This is a genomic window from Anaerolinea thermophila, assembly GCF_020723905.1.
Taxonomy (GTDB): domain Bacteria; phylum Chloroflexota; class Anaerolineae; order Anaerolineales; family Anaerolineaceae; genus Anaerolinea; species Anaerolinea thermophila_A.
This window is the reverse complement of sequence record NZ_DYHZ01000003.1, coordinates 98,050-119,206: the sequence shown is the minus strand read 5'-3', so window position 1 is coordinate 119,206 and position 21,157 is coordinate 98,050. Positions and strand designations below refer to the sequence as shown.

The following is a 21,157-nucleotide window of genomic DNA, read 5'->3' as shown; positions in this document are numbered from 1 at the left end:
ATCATTACAAATTTGTAAACTGCTTTATAACCTCTGGCAAATTATGTATGATTACTGTAACAAGGAAGAGAAAGGAGGTGGTCAAATATGCTTGTCGCCCAAAGAGAACGGGGGCAGGGACTTTTAGAGTATGCCTTAATTATCATTCTGGTTGCAGTCATTGTTTTGGTTGTTCTTGCACTCTTAGGTCCTGCCGTCGGGCAAATGTTCAGCAACGTCGTCCAGAAGATTTAGAGACACAGCCCCCCGTTTCCGCGGGGGGTTGTTGCGAGACTTTTCCAGCCATTTGACGAATTGCCGTCTTTCGGTTATATATCCCTGTAATGGTTTCCCTTTAGAAAGGCATCTTCACTTGGACGAAATTCGAGATTTCTCTCAACGAAAACACTTCCCGGGAACACTCAATAATGAGTTCGATCGCATCCTTCGAAAATTTGATGAAATCGAAAAAATCCCGGCTTCTCTTTTCAGCATTATCCTTTTCCTGCTGGCTACCTCAGTCACGTATCCAAATTATGGACAGACTTTAATCCTCTTTGCTTTTTTTGTTGGAGATTGGCTTCTCCTCTATTTTCTTCCCAAAAAGAAAATTTCTTTCGGACCATCAAAACCCCCCACCCTGATTCTGGCTCTACTCCGATTGCCTTTCGTATTATTTCCTTTTCCCATCTGGGTTCTTTTTGAACTGATTGGGACAATTCTGGTCATCTACGGGTTCTGGATTGAACCCCAAAAATTGACTGTAACCTACCAGACGCTGGAGACAGATAAATGTCCTGAAGGATTCTCCCTGCGTGTTTTGCATTTAGGCGATCTTCATCTGGAAAGAATTACTCAAAGGGAGAAGCAGTTAAACACATATATTCAACAACTAAAACCTGATCTCATCCTTTTTTCAGGAGATTTTCTGAATCTATCCTATAATGAGGATCCTGTTGCCGTACAACAGGTAAGGGAAATTCTTAAGGAGTGGAATGCGCCACTGGGTGTTTTTGCTGTAACCGGCTCTGAAGCGGTTGACCTTGAGCACATTGTCCCAGATCTTCTGGCAGGATTATCCGTTTACTGGCTTAAAAACGAAACCGTGATTGTCGAAAAAGACTCCGTGCCGATTGCAATCACCGGACTTCCATGCAGTCATCGCCCATTTCTTGATGAACCAGTGTTGCAGACCCTCGCTCAAAACATTCCAAATGCCTTCTCTATCCTTTTGTATCACTCACCGGATTTAGCTCCCAATGCCGCTAGATATCCTTTTGACCTGATGTTATCAGGACACACCCATGGCGGACAGGTTTGCCTTCCGATCATTGGTCCGGTATTCACCGCTTCTTTGTATGGCAGGCAATTTCAATCCGGGAGGTACCAGATTCGCGATCTGGTTCTTTATATAACCCGCGGGATTGGATTGGAAGGAAAAGCAGCACCGCGGGTGCGATTTCTCTGTCCACCAGAAATCATTCTATGGGAAATTCGAGGAAAATCTCCCCGTTCATTGACATCATCTAAGGAGGAAAATTGATGATATCAACACCTTCCCGCCCTGCTCTGCCAGTTCAAATCAAGCTCGCCGTTGATGAACGTCCCGCTGAACTGGAAGTCACACTGGTAATTCCTTCTGACCCGCCTAAACTGGAGGAACCAACTTCTACTGGAGAATATCTGCTATCCAGGAAAGAAGGAAGAAATTGCCTGAGCGTCTCCTTAGGAAAACCGGACAAAATCAATCTGGAGACCTACCGCAAAGCAGGCGGTTCGATTGGAAAATGGCTGGTCAATCACCCGGTAAAAACAGTGGATTTAACCACTCAATGGCTATACGAAAAAGAAAAATTTGACGCACTGAACGCCCTCCTGGAAGGGATTCTTCTGGGAGCATATCAGTTCCACCGTTACAAACAGGATCATTCAACCCAGTCCCCCATTACCCTTTTCCTTCGTCCTAAAGAATTGTCTGAAGGTTTGGAAAAAGTGATAGAACGCCTGATCATCATGGCTCAGTCCGTTTATCTTGCCAGAGACTGGGCTCACGAGCCTGCAAATGTGATCAACCCGATATCTCTGGCTGAATGGACACAAACCCTTGCTGTGGATAACGGATTAAAATGTACCATTCTCGATGAAACAGCCCTGGCTGAAATAGGCGCAGGCGGAATTTTAGCCGTTGGAAAAGGCAGTCAGACTCCCTCCCGGATGATCATCCTGGAATATCAGGGAGACCATTCTGGTTCATCCCCCATTGTTCTGGCTGGAAAAGCCATTACCTTTGACACCGGCGGTTATTCTCTGAAAGACACCACCAACATTCAGGGGATGAAATATGATAAATGCGGCGGTATCGCAGTGATTGCCACTCTGCAGGCAATATCTCAGTTGAAACTTCCTGTGAATGTTGTGGGTATCATTGGTGCAGCAGAAAATATGATCTCTTCTACAGCCTATCGCCCGGATGACATCCTGACGACCTTATCGGGGAAAACCGTTGAGGTCATCAGTACAGACGCTGAAGGCAGGCTCGTCCTGGCTGATGTCCTCACATATGCCCAAAAGCACTATAACCCCAGCGCTATTGTAGATCTTGCCACCTTGACGGGAGGAGTCATTGTTGCATTAGGACGGGTATTTGGTGGCATCATGGGGAATTCCAGAGAACTTATTCAAAACCTCATTCAATCTGGAGAGACAACCGGAGAACGCCTGTGGCAATTACCTCTGGATGAAGAGTATTTGCAAGCCTTGAAAGGCGATGACGCCGATTTGAAAAATTCAGGAGGTCGAGAAGGCCACGCCATATTGGGAGGAATATTCCTTCAGCAATTTGTAGAGAATGATATTCCATGGGCACACATTGACATTGCTGGTGTAGCCAGCACGCCAAAGGATTTGCCGTATATCCCCAAAGGACCCAGTGGTTTTGGCGTTCGGTTATTGCTCGAATTTCTCGAAAAGAGCAAACCTGTTTAGGTAAAGAAAAGCGCTGGGCAAAATCCAGCGCTTTTCTATTTCAGCAAAATGTCCATTACTTCTTTAGTTTTTCCTTGACATAAACAATTGCCTGGTCAAGGGCCTCCGACAAGCGGGTGACATCTCGTCCCCCTGCCTGGGCAAGCGTAGGACGTCCTCCTCCGCCACCTCCCACAACTGCTGCAACGCGTTTCACCAGATCGCCTGCATGGAAATTACGTTTAACCAGATCATCTGAAAGGGCTCCAATGATCACAGGTTTGCCCTCCACCACGCTCGCCAGGACAACCACGCCAGTAGCATATCGCTGGCGGAAGCGATCCGTAAGTGACCGCAAGGTATCGGCATCCACTCCCTGGATGAAACTGGTCAGAACAGCCACATCCTCAATGAAGTTGACTTTTTCCAGATCCTGTTCAAATGCAAGAGAAGCCATCTGCTGGCGTAAAGAAGTCAGCGTCTTGCGTAATCCAGACATCTCCTCCATGAGGCTTTCCACACGTTCTGAAACTTCATCCATCGAAGAGGAGAGCACCTCAGCGGCTTTGCGCAATTGACGGAAGCGCTTTTGTACCAGTTCATAAGCCCCACGACCCGTCACAGCCTCAATACGACGGACACCTGCAGCGGCACTTCCTTCGCTGACAATCAGGAAGATTCCAATATCGCCCGTCTCATGGACATGTGTACCTCCGCATAATTCGTAAGAAAGCGGATCGGTCTCACCAATTAACACCGTGCGAACCACTTCACCATATTTTTCACCAAACAACGCCATTGCGCCTTCAGCGATCGCCTCTTGAAGGGGTTTCACCCGAGTCTGCAGAGGAATATTTTCCAAAATTGCGCGGTTAACGCCGGCTTCAATACGCTCGATCTGCTCAGGAGTTAACGCCTCTGGATGGGTGAAATCAAAGCGCAAACGATCTGGAGCAACCAGAGAGCCTGCCTGGCGAGCATGTTCACCCAGTACTTCCTGCAATTCTGCATGAAGCAAGTGGGTGGCCGTGTGATTGCGCATGATATCCCGCCGACGTTGAACATCAACCCGGGCAATAGCGATATCCCCAACCGAAGGAGTCCCTCGGACAACTTCTCCAACGTGAACAATCACGCCCGCCGCAGGCTTCCGCATATCGGTAACACGAATTTCCCAGCGCGGCTCGCTGGCAGATACAATCGTGCCTGCATCTGAAACCTGTCCGCCTGCCTCCACATAAAAACCCGTACGGGGTAACAGGACTTCGACATGATCCCCTTCAGAGGCTGAGGAAACTCGTTCACCTTCGCGGAAAAGTGCCAGGAGTTCACCTTCCACTTCCAGCCATTCATAAGGGTTGTATTCGACCCCTTCTTTCCCAATCTTTCCTTCGGCTTGCAGTTGCTCCAGGGCAGGACGATACAGATCAACATCTTCTCCACCAAGAGGTCCAAAGGCTTTACCAGCGCCAGAAGCAAGACGATGCTCTTCCATTGCATCTCGGAAGCCCTGTTGATCCACATCCAGCCCCTGCTCTTGAGCAATATCTCGGGTTAATTCGAGCGGCAAGCCGTGAGTGGCATACAGGTCAAAAGCCTTTCTACCGTCAAGAATTTTCTCGTTCTTTTGCTTCAATTCGTCCAGACTCGCCTGAAGTTCTCTCATTCCTGACTCAAGCGTTCTCTGGAATCGCTCCTCTTCTCGGGTCAAACCATCCAGAATGGCATTGCGATTCCGCACCAGTTCCGGATAAAAATCCCCGTAGTTTTGGATAACCACTTCAGCCACTTTAGCAAGGAATGGTTCCTTCAACCCAATTTTTCCGCCAAAGCGCGCCGCACGTCGGATGATCATTCGACATACATAATTTCTTCCCGTATTTCCCGGAACCACACCATCCGCAATCAGGAATGAAGCGGCACGAGCATGATCTGCGATCACCCGGTACGGGGTAATGTTGGCTTCCCGTTCCGCATCGGTATGACCTGTTAATTCCTGCGTTTTAAGCAGAAGAGGCCAGAGTAAATCGGTTCGATAGTTGGAATTTACCCCTTGCAACAGGGAAACCAGCCGCTCAAAACCCATCCCTGTATCCACATGACGAGAAGGTAAAGGTTCCAATTCAGATGGGCTCAAGCGATTATATTGAATGAAAACCAGATTCCAGATTTCCAGGAAACGTTTGCAATCCCCATTAACCCGGCAGACATGCCCAGGCACCCCTTTTTTATCGCATGCTTCAGGTCCACGATCAATATGGATTTCGCTGCAGGGACCACAGGGACCGGTATCAGCCATTTCCCAGAAGTTATCTTTTCTTCCAAAGAAAAGAACATGCTCGGGATTAAAGCCAGGTTGAGAACGCCACACCTCGGCGGCTTCGTCATCCGTTGGAATTTCTCCTTTTTCGTCCTTAAAACAGGTTGCGTACAATCGAGCAGGGTCCAGTTGATACACCTGAGTCAGCAATTCCCAAGCCCAGGCAATCGCTTCTTTTTTGTAATAATCACCAAAAGACCAGTTTCCCAGCATTTCAAAAAAAGTGTGATGGGTATCATCCCTTCCCACATCATCCAAATCGTTGTGTTTACCGGCAACCCGCATACATTTCTGGGAATTGACTGCTCTGGAATATGGACGATGGTCAGTACCTAAAAACACGTCCTTAAACTGAACCATTCCAGCGTTAGTGAATAAAAGGGTTTGATCACCACCCGGTACCAACGAAGATGAAGGGACAAAGGTATGCCCTCTTTCCACAAAGAAATCAATGAAAGTCTTTCGAATTTCAGCACCAGTCCATTTTTTCATAAAAACCCTGCTCCTGATATGGGTATTACCTGGAAGAGTATTATAAGCGAGCGTGCATGCCTTGACAATAAAATCTTTTTCCATTTAAGTCAGTTGGGCGAAAGTCAATGACTCTCGCCCAACAACCAAGAGAGGAGGCAACCCGTATTTTCCTGTTATCGAGACACTACCAGCTTAATGACTTTACCCTGCGAATCAATTGTGGCTTTAGCGTAGTGGCGATGGATAGATCGGGCATATGGAATTTCTTTGGACATGGCAACCACAAATTTTTCGCTTAACCGCGGTCCAGATCCTCCATTTTTGCTCTTTTGCGCGGGCAATTCCTCAGGAAGGGTGCAGGAGAGAATCTTCACTTCCGCACTCTCAATTCCCGGCAGGTATTCACGCACCATCTGTTTAACCTGAGCAACCACCTGCTCATTAACAGCAAGAGTTGTCCCGAAAATTTCAGTCTCCCCGGCAGTGCGAATCAGGGGGGATTTTTTCAAACGGAAAGCCGACTTTCTTCGAGGACTGGCGGCTTGCAAACGAACCAGTGGATCACCGTATAGGACGAAGGAGAGCAAAGTCTTCTGGTCTTCCGGGTCAAGGTATCCCTGACGTCGATTCATTTCCCGGGCAAGTTCAATCTTGGCTAACATCAATGCTTCTCCTACAGTTCTTCCATTGCGTAGTTCCTGCCAGAAGTAATTCCCCAGAAGATCAGCCGCGATTAATGGGGTATTGACCGAACCGTATGAAATCGCGGTTGAGGCAATCACAGCCAAAGTTCCCACAGAAAGGAATTTCAAAGTCAGTGCCTGATCCTCCGTTTTCCCCAAAATGTGTCCGCCGTAACACGCTTCGCTGAAAATCACCCGCGGAGCATGTCCATTGCGCTTCAGCAACGCAGGAGAAAGGGCTACCGGGTAATCCACATATTCGCCGGTCTCAAATGGATCCCGTTGCCCATACCATTCCCCGGTATCTTCCAAGCCATGAAGGTTATAGTACACCAGTTCAGGCTTGAGCAGGCGATCCACATTCAGACTGGTGGCATCCTGGGGCGGAGAAATGAGAATATGTTGAGGATTGCCAACAGGACGGAAAACAGCCACAGAGGATCTGCGCCATACAGCGGCTGAATACCCAATATTGGGTAAATTCTTCTGAATACCTATGAACCGCAGAAACGTTTTCCAAAAAGCCAGGAACGATGAACCATTTCCATTCGAGTTTCCACCTCGCTGATGATAGGCAATCAGGCTTCGGATTGAATCAATCAAAAGTCCAGCATCGGCTGTGGTATCAACTCCCGGTAAACGTCCAACAGGCCACTCAGGAATGAAATAATTAGAATCCAGGGTTCCATATGGATTGTCCGAATAAATGACCTGATCATAATCATCCGTGGGATTGGGCAAGGCATGGAAAGGAACGATATTTGCCCCTCCAACAATCAAGAGGGCGCCGATCATTTCACCTTTTTTTGCTAAAGCCTGGTCTAAATCGTGAAGCGCCAGTTTTAATGACCAGGGATCCCGGTTGGAAACAGGTTCCATCCCTAATGATTTTACCGATGGGGAATGATCGGGATAAAAAACTAAAAATCGCCAACCAGTTCTTTTCTGGATGACTTCCCCCAACCGATGAAGTTCCAGATCAATAATTTTTGTGGTCTGGGTGCCATATTGTTGCTCCAAACCTTTCCACGAAGAAAATATGACATACAGTGGAAACCGCCCATCTAACCGTGAGATCCCGCTTTTCTTTAAACGCCTGGCTACCCGATCCAGTTCCTGTTCAATGGCCTGTAATTCCTGATCCTGAAAAACATGCTCCCGTTCTTGCGAGGTGTGGTATTCGACTTTCTCTTCATGTGTCACACGTTTGTTCTCAGAATCCCTCTGGAAATAACTGGATTCCTCTACCTTTTTCTCTTCATCCTGTTCACATTGCTCTGCTACTGTCTCAGAAGAGGTATCTTTCATGAGAGTACCACTTTCGAGCCAGTTTCCGCGAAACCGCACAGCAACCCGAGCAGGAACGGGTAAATCAAATGGGATAGAAAGTTCACTCAACCAAAGGGAGCGGTAAGGGTGGTCATTTCCCCATAAGCGCTTAACGGTCTGCCCGGCAATATCCAGAGCCACACAGTGATGAAAAAGGGTTATGGCGTCTTCTTCTTTCCCTTGCTTCATCCATAAATCCGCTAAAACCAAACCAATCGGAACGCATTCTTCAAACTGTTGATGGTAATACTCCAACAAGGCTGTGGCAGTTTCCTGAGGGACGGCAGAAAGCAAGGTTTTCAAATGCATCCAGATTGCAATCAGGGGTAAACCTGCATGACGAAAGAGAACGCTTTGAGCCTCTTCACCGCCCAGTTTTGCCCCTTCTCCCATTTTGAGCAGGCTATAAGCAGGTAAAGCCCACTCCGCCAGTGGAAGAGAGGAAGGAATTTCATCTCCCAGTAAGTACAAAGCCGATACCGCTTCCCGGTATTCATCCGGGCTTTTATTTGCAGTGATCCGAGCCATTTCCCGATATGCTTCAAGGAACTCAGGATCAATGAGAACCAGTTTTTTCAACAATCCTACCGCCTGGTCAGTTTTTCCTTCCCCTGCCAGCATTTTGGCGTAAAAAAGGCGCACTTCCAGGTCACCCGGATAAACAGAAAGCCAGTGCAATGATGCCTGACGCCCAAACTGGTATGCTTCTGCATCCAGCGCAAGACGAAGTAAAAAGAGAAAAGTTGAACGTTGAACGATTTCAGGATTCCCATTGACGGTTGAGTTCATAAGGCGGCTCCTGCTTCCTGGGATTTATGAATGAGATTCAGTGCCATGACACTCACCAGTTGTCTGTGAATGGTGACATCATCTGGGGCTAGTTTTGCGGCATGTTGTAGCATCATTTCAGCGCCGGCAAAGTCCTTTCCATCCCGCAAGATCAATGCCGTACGGTAGTAACCGCGTGGATCCTGAGGAGCGATCCGGATAACATGGTGGAAAGTCTGCAAAGCAAGATCGTACTCACGCCGTTCAGCGTAAATCTCTCCAAGTTCGATGTAAAGGTCAATATTTTGTGGATCGAGTGTAATGGCTTGTGTAAGCAGATGTACTGCCTGATCCAGTTGTCCACCGTTTCTCTGCATCCTGACCAGTGAAAGGGTTAATTCCGGTTGGTTCGGTTCCTGCCGCAATGAACGGAATGCAAAACGCTCTGCCTGTTTGATATCCCCTAAGTCCGCTAAAACCCGGGCATGTAAAGCCAAACTGGCGGCATCCTCAGGAAACTCTGTTACCAGACGCAGAGTAAGCGGATATGCCGACTGTGCACCACGCAGTTGGTAAATGAGAGAAGCCTTTTCCAGATCAAGTTCCAGTACAGGCGGCATCTTTCCCTGCATGCTTTCCAGCATAGATAAACTTTGTTCGTCTTTTCCAAGGTGATGATAGACTTTCACCATTGCCATCAGGGCTTTCGGGTTCAACTCGTCCCTCTCTAAAGCCTTTTCAGCGTATTTCCGGGCGAGGTCTAGGTTCCCATTTTCCAGGGACAGCTCTGATGCCAGAATAAACCCCTGTATATGCGTCGGATCGACCTCGCTGGCGCGCAAAGCACATGTAATAGCGTCTTCAAAACGGGAAAGATGTTTATATACCTGGGCAAGATTGAACCAGATAGATGAATTAGAGGGTTCCATCTTTGTGGCTCGTAGCAAAATGGCAGCGGCTTTTTCATAGGATTCGCTCATCATGTATGCCCAACCCAACTCGAGCAGATAGTCAGAGCGTTCAGGTCGGAGAGAAACTGCTTTTTCCCAGTGGCTAACTCCATCTTCAAAATTCCCCAACTCAATTGCCAGTTCTGCCGCGAGAGCATACCATTCCGGTTCGTCCGGGTATTGAGCAATGGCGGACAAAATTGCCTGATAGGCTGAATCTGTCTCTCCCGCATCTCTGGCAAGGAATGAGAACAAAGCCTGATAAAGCGGGTGTTGTGGTTTCTCCTCAATTAATCCCCGGGCAATTTCAAATCCTTTAGATACGTCCTTACCCATGTAACAGAGGGCTTGCTGAAAACGAACAGCCTCATTTTTCAAATAAGGATGAGCAATCTGAAGAGCGGTTTGCAGGTTCCCTATCGCTCGCAATCCCTGGATCAGACAGGAAGCCTCTTCAGCTGAATGGACTGTCCCGGCAAGCATTTTCAGATGTTCTGGAGTGGGGTCGAAGGCTACCTTCAAGCGGATTGACCAGCCACGAAGTTCTTCTGAAACTACCAGCCCGGTCAACTTTTGAATCATCTGATCGGCTTTTTCCCAATCCAATTCGTCAACAATTGGAGAGAGTTCTCCACCAGTTTTCAACTTGAGCATCCGGCTCAATTGACTGATTTCCTTTCCAATGGTCACACACTTTACAAATTCCAGCATTCCCCATAAGTGCTCAGGATGCTCCTGAACAAATTCGCGAGCATGCTGCAAAGCAGTGGAGAAGCACAGACTCTCTCGTTCGGCGCTGATCTTCCATAAATTCCATTCTTTGTCCAATTCTGGCGGGATTGTTGACAGGATGTGTCTTGCCTCGTTGTATTGCCCGGCTTTTGCCAGGTAGCGGCTCTTAAGAAGTTTATACTCTGGCGATGTAATCCCGCCTTCTTCCAGCAATTGAAGAACCTTTTCCGTCTCCGCAGGTTGTTGAGTGAGAGAGAGATGTCCTTTGAGGATCAATGAGCTCACTCCATCCGTCTCAGAGAGCCACTCTTTTTCCAGAGGTACTGCCTGTACCCATTGCTGGGCTTTCTCCCACTGCAGGAGTGCGGTTGTCAGGAGACCTTGCAGATATTGCAAAGAAATCGACTGTGGATTCTCCAATAACCCCATCTCTGCATACATTAAACCGTTTAAAAAGTCTTCCTGCTTCCAGCAAATCTGGGCTAACTCTTTATGTATCGCCGAACGGAGGATGGGGTCACTGGCAGTTGGTAGCGATAACGCATGGAGAAGAGTGGTTTGAGCAAGCGTGTCTCGACCTAAGCGAGATAACAGGCGAGCATACTCAAGATGAACTTCAGGATCATCTTTGCCAGCACGGACTGCCATTTCCCCTGACCTGACGGCGTCATCCACTCTGCCCACCTGTTCATAAACCCTCATCAGAACTTTTAATAATTCAGGAGAAGGGTCAAGTGAGACTGCCAGCGCTTTTTCAAATGCCTGGATTGCCTGTGGTAATCTCTCCATGCTCAAATATAAATAGCCTGCTTTTCGTAAAAGGTCATCATCCAGGGTCTCGGCTTGAACCACACTTTCCAGTACTCCTGAAGCCTGATCAATCGCTCCAGTTTTTACCTGTAAACCTGCCAGGGCAAGTTTTAAGTCAAGGCGATGGGGTTCCACTTCAATTAACTGGGTGTACTTTTCAATGGCTAAAGTGGGCTTCTCCAACTGAATCGCCAGCCGGGCAAACCATTCTCCATTTTCCACGTCATTTGGGGTCAAACGACAAACCAGTTCTCCTACATTGATTGCCTCCTGATAAAGACGAGCCTTTACACAGGCTTCTGCATAATCTTTGAGCAGGATTGGATTCTCTGGTTGTCTGGTAATGGCATCCTTCAGGAAAACTACTCCGGCTTCGTGATCACCCATCTCCAAAAGAGTGACACCCAAACCATATAACACTTTCCATCCCAGGGCACTTTGTATAAATTCCGCGTTCTCGGCAAGTTGCGAGAATATGGCATGGGCTTCTTCCGTTTTACGGTTACGAACCAGCACTTCAGCCAGCAGGAGAAGCGTGAGTTCATCCGATGGAGACTGAGAAACCAAATTCCTGAGCAGAGTCTCGGCTTGCTCCAGCCGGAAATGGATTTGTTCACCGGGTAAATCAGCATGATCCAACAGAAACCGTGCATATTCAAAGATCCACTCTTTTTGAGGGTGTTCTGTGCGGACTGCCATTTCTAAAGCATCCAGAGCATTTTCATGGTCTTTTTGCTCAACGGCAATCCGGGAATACTCATAAGCCATTTCAGGGTGAACATTCCATTTCCCTTTCAAATTCTCCAATACCCGGCGTGCTTCCTGGAGATATCCCAAGCCATGGAGCGCCTGACACAACCGAAGAGCAATTTCTGGATTTTCCGGATGCAAAGCGGAGGCTTTTCTGAGATAAATCAATGCTTCAGATGTTTGATGTTGATGTAAAAGCAAATTACCCAAGTGGTAATAAATCGAACCACTTTCAGGAACTGCCATCACAGCAGACTTTAATGTGTTCAATGCGGATGGAATATCCTGTTTCGACAACCAATATTCCGCAAGAGATAGCCACCACCGCTCATCTTCAGGTAGCAACAGGGTGGCACGAGTGAGACAGGCAATACCATTTTCCCCGTCCTCCAGTTTTAAGTACGCCTTACCCAGCCAGCCATAAGCCTCACCACAATCCGGATATTGCTCAAGAATGACTTTACAGGTCTGGATAACTGTCTGGTGATCATCCGCAAAGAATGAGGAACGAACAAAAGAAAGATACAGATTGAGATTCTTGTTATCCACTGGAGCACAAGCAATCAACTTTTTCCACAGGGCTTGTGCTTCCTGCCATCGCCTCGTAGTTTCACAAACCTGTGCGAAGTGACGACATAAATCCACCTGGCCAGGCTCCAGTTCATAAGCCATTTTGCCAGCCTGGTAGGCTTGATCCTCATTCATCAGTCTGATGTGAATATCACTGACAAGCCGCAACAATTGTGTGTCCGCAGGACGTAAAGCCAGAAGTCCTTCGGCACAACGCAAGGCTTCGCTGGTAAGCCCCAGCTGGATCAGACCTTGTACGAAAACCTGCCAGTCCAGAGCAGAAAAGGAAATCGGGTGCTTTGCCCACGATTCCTTTAAGAAATTTTCAAATTGTTCAGTAGCCAGCCTTCCCAGTTCAAGCGCAACCGAAAGATTGCCTTGAGACAACTGTTTCTGTGCTTTTAGTAGCAGTAATACGGGCTCTTCAACATTTTCCAACGAATCGACAACTCCAAAGTGTTCTGCTTCAGGATGACTGAACAAAATACCGCCTAAAATTTGTTTTAACTTTTTTGAGGAAAGATTGGCAGAAAAAACTTTTTGAGCCAGATATTCCACCTGGGATGGATCGAGATCTTTGTGGCTCAAAACGACGTGTTGAAGAGTGCCTTCTAACTGCCAGTATTGCATAGCATGCTGAGCGGCTCTCAAAACCGATTCGGAAAGAGAATTGTTGCCAGCGAGAGAGGATAAAGTTGCTAATTGTTGAAGAGATAATGCGTACTGCAACAGTCCGGTTGATGTGAGACGATCCAAATCCACTTTGGAACGATAGCGAGACAGGAGCGGATGATTTTCTAATAAAATCCCCGCGACCTTCTGGCTCCATCCCTGATACCCCCTGGAAGAAAGACGTTGTAAAACCTCTATCTGAACTACCGCCGAGGCTTTTTCCAGTATCTCTGCGGTGATTTCAATCTTTTTATCCAGTGGCAGAAAACGCACGGATAGCCAGTGGATTCCCCACCCCAAAATTAACGGGTCGTCAAACTCAACAAAAAGGGTTTGCACCCATTGGAGAGGGTTTTCCTGCAAATCTCCACTGATCACAACGGCTGTCTTCCAAGAATGATAAAAATCGCGGATATCCCTGTTAAGGATTTCTTCAAATGTTCCTTTCCAGCCTTTGATCTCAGCGAGGTTTTTCAAGGCGATACCCAGCAATGCATACTCCTCAAGTGAGACAGGCTTTTTTCTTCTGGCGATAACGTCCTTGAGTAATTCCTCAGCACGATTGGCTGAATTCACGATCAATGATTGGAAGTCACTCTGACCAGAATTCTCTGTGAATTCCTGCCGGTACAGAGAGAATAAGGCAATTTTTCCAATTGACCAGGTTGTCGGGTCTTCCCCAAGAACATTCCTCAATAAAGGGAAAACATCACTGCCCTGCAGGAATTGTTCAAGCCATTCATCCTGACGAATTGCTGCCAAGACCCATGGAATTTGTTCCGCCGGGATAAATTGCTTTAGCCCATCAATGAATTGAGCATTATTCATGGGATCCTCCTAGGGCACCATGGTGACCAGTGAGTAAGCAGAAGCGAACAGCATAAAGCCAACCAGAATGAGAAAAACCCCCACACCAGATGTCGTGCGCACCAATTGATTGAGTGCTTCCAGAAGTGCAGAAGCGTTCCCCACCAGACCAGCGATATCCTCGGCAATCCCTTTTTGAGCCATACGTGCCGTCTGGCTGGCAAGTGTATGAATATCTTTTCCACCCACTCGAAAAGTCAGGATGAGAACCCCCGCCGCAAGAGAGATCACCCCCAGGACGAGCAGACTGACAGCCATAAGCATCAAGAACTGTTCGACATTGAGTTGAAACATGTTGCCTCCCGATTGAATACTCTCGGGAGGCAACGTTGCAAAAACTATGCCAGATAATTTTTTCAGGAAGAATGAATATTCAAGTCGGGAAGGTCGGGAAGGTCGATCACTTCACCATTACAGAATAGCATTGCTCGCTCAATAGAATTACTCAATTCGCGGATATTTCCGGGCCAGTGGTATTTCATGAGCACTTCCATCGCTCGTGGTGTCACATCACGAACGTTCATTCCCAATCTCATATTGTTTTGGCGAATAAAGAAAACGACCAGTTCTGGAATGTCTTCTTTCCTTTCTCTCAATGGTAATAAATGCAAATCCACAACCTTTAACCGATAATACAGGTCTTCACGAAAATGCCCATCTTTAATCATTTGGGTGAGATCGCGATTCGATGCGGCGACAATTTGAACATCCACTTTCACCTGATTCAAGCCCCCTACCCGCCGGAAAGCACGTTCCTCCAGCGCACGGAGCATTTTGGCTTGAATATCCATCGGCATAGAAGAAATTTCATCTAAAAAGAGAACCCCTTCATCCGCAACCTCCATCAAACCGTGTTTGCGTTTTTCTGCACCGGTAAACGCACCAGGTTCATAACCAAACAATTCCGCCTCCAGCATGGTATTCGGAATTGCCGCACAGTTAATCGGAACAAAGGGTTTATTCGCTCGAGGACCGCTCGCGTGGATATACTTTGCCAGTACTTCTTTGCCTGTTCCAGTCTCACCGGTAATGAGAACCGAAACGGATAATTCAGCGGCTCGCTTCGCCATCGCCAGAACAGATTGCATCTTTGGGTTCTTCCCAACAACAAAATTTTGGCTCTTTTGAGCCTGACGCAAGTGAAGTAACTCTCTCCGCATGGTTACAATTTCACTTGCCCGCTGAATTGATTTTTCTAACTGGTTGTATTGAACAGGTTTTGTCAGAAAATCATGGGCTCCATTGCGCATGGCATCTACAGCCATATCAATATCCCCGTATGCAGTAATGAGGATAATTGGCGGACGGAATGCCATTTGAGCAGTTTCGTAAAGCAGATTCGGCCCATACCCATCGGGCAATTGAACATCCAGCAGAACAATATCTGCCACGCCCTTGACCAGTGTCTCACGGGCTTCCTGTAAAGTGGAAGCGCCGATGACTTCATAACCTCGCGTTTCAAGGTAGCGCTCGGTATTCACTCGAAAGTTCTCTTCATCATCCACAACTAATATTGTCAGACTCATGTTGACTCTCCTGAATATGCCTGCAAAGTAACCTCAAAGACTGTGCCGCCAGGGAAGGAATTGACTTTGATGCTTCCATGATGGGCGGTAACAATTCTTTTTGTGATCGCCAACCCTAAACCGGTCCCGCTGGATTTCGTGGTTACAAAAGGCTCAAAGATACGGTCACGAATTTCATCAGGAATGCCCGGTCCATCGTCTAATACCGCAACCACAACCTCATTCCTTCCCGTAGGTCCAACTTTGGGCGAAACCTGAATGGTCAGGTGCCCGCCTTTTTTGCTCATTGCATCCACTGCGTTACTGACTAAATTGGTAAATACCTGCTCCAACGACCGGGGATCAGCAAAGGCTTTGGGAGTACCTTCCTGAACAAATAACTGGGCTTCCACATTCACCTTCCCAAAGCGCGGACGCCACCGATCTAAAATGCGTTGAAGGAAATCTTTTAAGTCTACAGGTTCAAATTTGTACTGGGTGTTCCTTGAGAAGTTGAGAACGGATTCCATTAAGTTATTCAATCGAACGCAATCCTGCTGTAAACGCGCCAGATGTTCCTGGGTAGCGTCTTCAGGTGGAAGCGTAGCCGAAAGCACCTGCAGCCCCGTGTAGAGATTATTAATGGGATTGCGTACTTCGTGAGCAAACACCGAAGTCACCTCTCCAAGCAAAGCACGCTGTTCCAGTTGTTGAGTACGAATTCTAATCGCTTCTCCTTCACTGATATCTGTAACCAGCACAACCAGGGCATTTACTTTTCCCTCTGCCGGCACCCTCACCACCTGAACGACCGCCGGGAAGGATACCCCATTCCGGCGATGAAGGGATAAATCCCCAATGGTGTGAATGGGGATCCCCTCCAACGCCGCCTCTAAAGCCGGGCGAAGGCGATCCGAACCGATCAGCACATTGTCAACAGGTACACCAATAATTTCATATTGGGCATAGCCGAACAACCATTCAGCGCTCTGATTTATCTTATCAATGCGCAGGTCAGGTTTGAGAATGAATATGCCTTCCTCCACTCCATTAATTGCGGCTTCCAGGACATCGAACTCCTGCTGAATTGCAAGTAAACGTTCCTGAATCACCTCAACCTTGAGATGATTTTCTAAAAATGCGCCAATCTGGCGTCTCAGCATCCGGAGGGTGGATAAAACCCTTTCTTCTCGAACTTCGCCTCTCCCTCCCAGGACCAGAAGACCAATCGCTCCGCCCGCATTTCCCAATGAAGCACTGGCAACAAAAGTAAGCCCCTGCTCCTGTCCATAACGATGAACCAGTGTTAAGGCGCGTCGTCCAGGAGTCCAGATTTGGATCCCCGTAAGACGTACCAGATCCGCCAGAGTCATGACTGGGGGAAAGATTTCTTGCACCCCACTATCGCAAATTTTGACCATTTGGGGAGAAAGCGGACTGACCTGATACAAAGCACAAGCCTCGACTTCGAGCAGACGAGAAACCATTGCGCAAATGTACTTAAGAGAATGCTGGAGAGAAGTTTCCAGCGAAATGCTGGAAATTTTTTCCATTACATCCAGCAAGCGATCCTCAAATTTCCTTTCTCGTTCTGCCCGGGGAGATGATTCGGGGGAAAAGAAGGCAATGGTATATCGTTTGCCATCGTGATCAACATCTGTCAGACGAACACGCGCAAGGTGTGGATCACGATGTTTACAACGGATATGAGTGAGGAAACCCTCTTCCCCATCACCCTTAGGAATGGTGGTTTCATTTAACAGCCAAATCCATTTATGACTCAGAATGTCTCCCAGGTCCCACCCGGTCCATTCCAGAAATGCGGAGTTGGCAAACAATAACTGTCCCGCTGGCTGAATGAATAAAACAGAGGGTTGATAAACCAGACTCAACAATCGGGTTAAATCTTCATAACCCTGGAGAGATTTTCCCCAAGGTGGACTTATGCGAAATCCTTTCTCGCTTGAATTCATACTTGTGTCAATAACACGCCCTTCTAAGGTTGGCTGGCAGTATTCCTTCCATTGCCCGGTACTTTGCAACGGTACGACGGGCGACCTCATAACCCCGTTGCGCCATCAGTTTCACCAGTTCTGCATCACTGAGGGGTTTGGTTTCGTGCATGATTAATTCTTTCAGAACTATTCGTGCTGAAAGACTTCGATCAAAAAAATCTGCCAACGGGATAATTTTACCTGAGGGCAATTGTACAGCCTTATTGGCTACGGCTCTCGAAACCGTAGATTCATGCACGCCTAATTCTTTGGCAATCTGCGCCCGGGTCAGGGGTTTTAAGAACTTGTCTCCCTTCAAGATAAAATCTTTTTGCCAGGCAACAATCCGCTGCATCAATCTTTGCATGGTGTGATTGCGCTGTTGAAGGCATTTCACAAAAAGAGAAGCGCGTTCCAAATCCTGACGCATATCTTCTTTCAATTCTTCATCAACTTCCTGGATTGCCTTACGATACAAGGGATTCACACGCAACGTTCCCCACAGTGGGAAGAGAATTTCGACAACCAGGACTTCTTGATCACCATTTGTGGATAAAGTAATCAAAATATCCGGTTTGTAAAAAACCTGCTGGTTGGCAATTCGTCCTCCTTTAGACTCTCCCCACGAAGATCGCCCCGGGTAAGGATTCAGATTCTTGCTGATAAAAGAGGCAATGCGTTGAATTTCCCCTACCGACACTTTCATCATGCGCGCCAGTTCATGGAACTGATGACGAGAGAGCAAATCCAAACCTTCCTCAATCATTTTTCGAGTCAGAGCCGGAACGGGTTGAGTCTCTTCCAGGAGACTGAGTTGCGCGAGAAGAGCCTCTTTAGGGTCAACACTTCCCACACCAACCGGATCAGCGCGTTGAATAACCCGCTGAATGTTTCGTACCCGTTCCACAGGAATGTGGTGATATGAGGCAATTTCTTGAAGAGAAATCGTCAACAGGCCATCCTCATTCAGATGGGTAAGCAGAAAAGCGGCGATTTTCCGATCTTCGGAAGGAATATCTGGAGCGATTTGACGAAATACATGTACGGCTAAACTTTCTTCTTCCAATGCTCCGTTATCTTCTCGATCCTCATCGTCCTGTGGCTCGCCAAACCCGGTGTACACCTCACGAGTAGAGACGAAAACCACTGCTTCTTCCCCCTGACTCAGCACAGGCTGACTGCAAACCGGACAAATTCCCTGCCTGGGAAGTTTTCTATGACAAACGGGACAACGCAGTTCATCCAGCATCTCCAGCGCCGGATTCGAGGCAAGTTCTGCCTCAATCTGTTCCTGTAATTCAGCGGCGGTCAAGCTCAACAGACTCATCGTCTGAGCCAGGTGTGCCGTTGTAAGCGGTTTAATGGTTTGCAGGGGAAGATGGTGAAGCATAGGTTTTCCCTCTTTCAGAGAGTATATATCATTTCTTGAAGGTTGCAAGTTTTATACCAGGTCCAATTGTTTTTTCTTCCTGCTTTGGTAAAATACATCCTATGGCAGATATCATCATCATTGGCGGCGGACTGGCAGGGTCAGAGGCTGCCTGGCAGGTTGCTCAGGCAGGTTTTAAGGTAGATTTGTTTGAAATGCGTCCCAGGCAAAGCACCGGGGCTCATACCACCCCATGGCTTGGGGAACTGGTGTGTTCAAATTCCCTGGGATCTAAACTGATTGATCGCGCTTCAGGACTGCTAAAAGAAGAGTTAAGGCTCCTGGGTTCTTTACTGCTTCAGATTGCTGAAGAATGTTCTCTCCCCGCTGGGGGCGCGCTGGCTGTGGATCGGGACCTGTTTGCCAAAACCATTACTGAAAGAATAGAGTCTCATCCCAACATTCGGCTCATCCGTGAAGAATATACCGACATCCCTTCACAGCCAGCCATTATTGCATCGGGTCCCCTGACCTCCCCGGCACTTTCGAAGGCAATCCAGGAACTGGCAGGAACCGAACACTTATTCTTTTACGACGCCATTGCGCCAATTGTACGCGCAGAAACGATTAACATGGAGAAAGCCTTCCGAGCCTCTCGATACCAGCGTGGAGTGGTTGAAGAAGGAGATTACATCAACTGCCCGCTGACCCGGGAAGAATATGAACATTTTATTGAAGCCCTTCTCTCTGCAGAACGGATTCCTCTCCGCGCATTTGAAGATGAAATCAATCTGGGGGTTCGAGCAGGCGCCCATGAATATTTTGAAGGGTGCTTGCCCATTGAGGTACTGGCATCACGTGGAAAGGAAGCGCTTGCCTTTGGTCCTATGCGTCCCATTGGACTGCGTGATCCCCATACAGGCAAACGCCCCTATGCGGTTGTTCAACTGCGTCAGGATAATGTTGCTGGAACTCTGTATAATCTTGTTGGTTTTCAAACTAATTTGACGTTCCCTGAACAACGTCGCGTCTTCAGAATGATCCCGGGACTGGAAAATGCCGAGTTTGTCCGCTATGGGCAGATGCATCGCAACACATTCATGGCTTCTCCAGTTCTTTTACACCCAACCTTACAATTTCATCAGAGATCGGATCTTTTCTTTGCCGGGCAGATCACGGGCGTAGAAGGGTACATGGGAAATATCGCAACGGGCTTACTGGCAGGAATCAATGCCGCCCGAGTCTTGAAAGGGGAGACTCCAGTCCCGCTCCCGGAAACAACTATGCTGGGAGCACTCTGCCACTATGTGACTCACGCTTCTCTTAAGGACTTTCAACCCATGAAAGCCAATTTTGGTATCCTACCTCCATTGCCTTCCCCGGCACCAGGAAAATCACAACGTGCGCTACAATATGTAGAGAGAGCATTAATTGATTTGAAAGTGTGGGCAGAAGAAAACCAGATTGCTCTCACAGACAGGGAGCCATGAATCAAAAAAAATTTCGCATCCTTCTGACCATCTTGCTTGCCACCCTTAGTATGATTTTGTTGCTGTGGGTGTTCCGCAAGCCTGTGCTCGCCCCAACCACATTTAATGCCGAGCGTGCATACCAGGATGTCCTAACCCAGGTCTCATTTGGAGCACGTCATCCAGGAAGCGATGGGCATCAACAGATGCTCACCTGGCTGAGCGACGAACTGAACCGGGCAGGCTGGTCTGTAGAAATTCAACAAGAGGGGACGCCAGAATTTCCTATCCTTAACCTGATTGCTCACCGTAATCAGGGTGAACCGCTGATTCTTTTAGGCGCTCATTATGATACCAGGGAATTTGCCGACCGCGATCCAGACCCCCAAAAACAAAACCTGCCCGTTCCTGGTGCAAACGATGGGGCATCTGGGGTTGCCGTATTACTCGAACTGGCAAGAGTCATCCCACCTGATTTACCCGTTGAAGTTGTTCTGGTGTTTTTAGACGCTGAAGATCAAGGGCAAATCCGTCAACAAGACTGGATTCAAGGCTCAACAGTCCTTGCCGAAACCTTATTGGAGAATCCCCAGGCAGTGGTCATTGTGGATATGGTCGGCGATACTGATCTGCGTCTTCCTCTTGAGCGAAATTCCACTCCAGAATTACAACAAACATTGTGGGAAATAGCACAGGAATTAGGTTACGGTTCTATTTTCGTTAACGAGCCGGGTCCGAGTCTGATTGATGATCACATTCCATTCATCCAAAAAGGCATTCCTGCTGTGGATATCATTGATTTTGATTATCCATACTGGCACACCACCAGCGATACCCCTGATAAAGTTTCCCCTAAAAGTCTTAAGGCGGTAGGAGATACCCTTCTGGAATGGTTAGTCAAATATCATGGAAATTTCCGTGAAGAATAACACATCAAATTGGCAAAACCAAA

General features: G+C 47.7%; 12 protein-coding genes. 5 read left to right on the top strand and 7 right to left on the bottom strand.

Annotation, left to right across the window (positions count from 1 at the left end):
- The first annotated feature begins 87 nt into the window (after positions 1 to 87).
- From LHF31_RS05310 to LHF31_RS05300, 3 genes are all read left to right on the top strand, one after another.
- The gene (locus LHF31_RS05310; protein ID WP_298009113.1) at positions 88 to 234 is read left to right on the top strand and encodes a pilus assembly protein; all 147 of its coding nucleotides are present in this window, start codon (positions 88 to 90) and stop codon (positions 232 to 234) included.
- A gap of 118 nt (positions 235 to 352) precedes the next feature.
- Positions 353 to 1,522: a metallophosphoesterase gene (locus tag LHF31_RS05305; RefSeq protein ID WP_298009111.1), complete on the top strand. Its 1,170-nt coding sequence runs from the start codon at positions 353 to 355 to the stop codon at positions 1,520 to 1,522.
- A complete protein-coding gene (locus LHF31_RS05300; protein WP_298009108.1) occupies positions 1,522 to 2,964 on the top strand; it encodes a leucyl aminopeptidase in 1,443 nt (480 codons plus the stop codon). The genes LHF31_RS05305 and LHF31_RS05300 overlap by 1 nt, the downstream gene beginning before the upstream one ends.
- A gap of 55 nt (positions 2,965 to 3,019) precedes the next feature.
- On the opposite strand, the gene alaS is transcribed toward LHF31_RS05300, so the two are convergent.
- The 7 genes from alaS to LHF31_RS05265 form a co-directional block, all read right to left on the bottom strand.
- Positions 3,020 to 5,755, bottom strand: a complete 2,736-nt coding sequence (alaS, locus tag LHF31_RS05295) for an alanine--tRNA ligase (protein ID WP_298009106.1) — start codon at positions 5,753 to 5,755, stop codon at positions 3,020 to 3,022.
- 155 nt (positions 5,756 to 5,910) lie between these two features.
- A complete protein-coding gene (locus LHF31_RS05290; RefSeq protein WP_298009103.1) occupies positions 5,911 to 8,538 on the bottom strand; it encodes a C25 family cysteine peptidase in 2,628 nt (875 codons plus the stop codon).
- Positions 8,535 to 13,829 (bottom strand): tetratricopeptide repeat protein, encoded by a 5,295-nt coding sequence (locus tag LHF31_RS05285; protein ID WP_303773761.1) that lies wholly within the window; start codon positions 13,827 to 13,829, stop codon positions 8,535 to 8,537. Before LHF31_RS05285 ends, LHF31_RS05290 begins: the two co-directional genes overlap by 4 nt.
- Before the next feature lie 9 nt (positions 13,830 to 13,838).
- On the bottom strand, positions 13,839 to 14,162 hold the full coding sequence (locus LHF31_RS05280) for a hypothetical protein (protein WP_298008581.1): 324 nt from the start codon (positions 14,160 to 14,162) through the stop codon (positions 13,839 to 13,841).
- A gap of 62 nt (positions 14,163 to 14,224) precedes the next feature.
- Positions 14,225 to 15,394 carry a sigma-54 dependent transcriptional regulator gene (locus LHF31_RS05275; RefSeq protein WP_298008578.1) on the bottom strand — a complete coding sequence of 390 codons (1,170 nt, stop codon included), beginning with the start codon at positions 15,392 to 15,394 and terminating at the stop codon, positions 14,225 to 14,227.
- On the bottom strand, positions 15,391 to 17,268 hold the full coding sequence (locus LHF31_RS05270; protein WP_303773760.1) for a nitrogen regulation protein NR(II): 1,878 nt from the start codon (positions 17,266 to 17,268) through the stop codon (positions 15,391 to 15,393). The genes LHF31_RS05275 and LHF31_RS05270 overlap by 4 nt, the downstream gene beginning before the upstream one ends.
- Positions 17,269 to 17,353: 85 nt before the next feature.
- Positions 17,354 to 18,757, bottom strand: coding sequence for an RNA polymerase sigma-54 factor (locus LHF31_RS05265; RefSeq protein ID WP_298008573.1), 1,404 nt, complete (start codon positions 18,755 to 18,757; stop codon positions 17,354 to 17,356).
- A gap of 101 nt (positions 18,758 to 18,858) precedes the next feature.
- Between LHF31_RS05265 and trmFO the strand changes: the two genes are divergently transcribed.
- Both trmFO and LHF31_RS05255 read left to right on the top strand, forming a co-directional pair.
- The gene (gene trmFO / locus LHF31_RS05260) at positions 18,859 to 20,226 is read left to right on the top strand and encodes a methylenetetrahydrofolate--tRNA-(uracil(54)-C(5))-methyltransferase (FADH(2)-oxidizing) TrmFO (protein WP_298008571.1); all 1,368 of its coding nucleotides are present in this window, start codon (positions 18,859 to 18,861) and stop codon (positions 20,224 to 20,226) included.
- Entirely contained in the window at positions 20,223 to 21,134 is a 912-nt protein-coding gene (locus LHF31_RS05255; protein ID WP_298008568.1) for a M28 family peptidase, read from the top strand. Before trmFO ends, LHF31_RS05255 begins: the two co-directional genes overlap by 4 nt.
- Positions 21,135 to 21,157 lie beyond the last annotated feature (23 nt).

Coding starts and splice junctions, on each gene's coding strand:
- LHF31_RS05255 (WP_298008568.1), top strand. CDS start 20,223: ATGAATCAAAAAAAATTTCGCATCCTTCTGACCATCTTGCTTGCCACC.
- alaS (WP_298009106.1), bottom strand. CDS start 5,755: ATGAAAAAATGGACTGGTGCTGAAATTCGAAAGACTTTCATTGATTTC.
- trmFO (WP_298008571.1), top strand. CDS start 18,859: ATGGCAGATATCATCATCATTGGCGGCGGACTGGCAGGGTCAGAGGCT.
- LHF31_RS05290 (WP_298009103.1), bottom strand. CDS start 8,538: ATGAACTCAACCGTCAATGGGAATCCTGAAATCGTTCAACGTTCAACT.
- LHF31_RS05285 (WP_303773761.1), bottom strand. CDS start 13,829: ATGAATAATGCTCAATTCATTGATGGGCTAAAGCAATTTATCCCGGCG.
- LHF31_RS05280 (WP_298008581.1), bottom strand. CDS start 14,162: ATGTTTCAACTCAATGTCGAACAGTTCTTGATGCTTATGGCTGTCAGT.
- LHF31_RS05265 (WP_298008573.1), bottom strand. CDS start 18,757: ATGCTTCACCATCTTCCCCTGCAAACCATTAAACCGCTTACAACGGCA.
- LHF31_RS05310 (WP_298009113.1), top strand. CDS start 88: ATGCTTGTCGCCCAAAGAGAACGGGGGCAGGGACTTTTAGAGTATGCC.
- LHF31_RS05275 (WP_298008578.1), bottom strand. CDS start 15,394: ATGAGTCTGACAATATTAGTTGTGGATGATGAAGAGAACTTTCGAGTG.
- LHF31_RS05300 (WP_298009108.1), top strand. CDS start 1,522: ATGATATCAACACCTTCCCGCCCTGCTCTGCCAGTTCAAATCAAGCTC.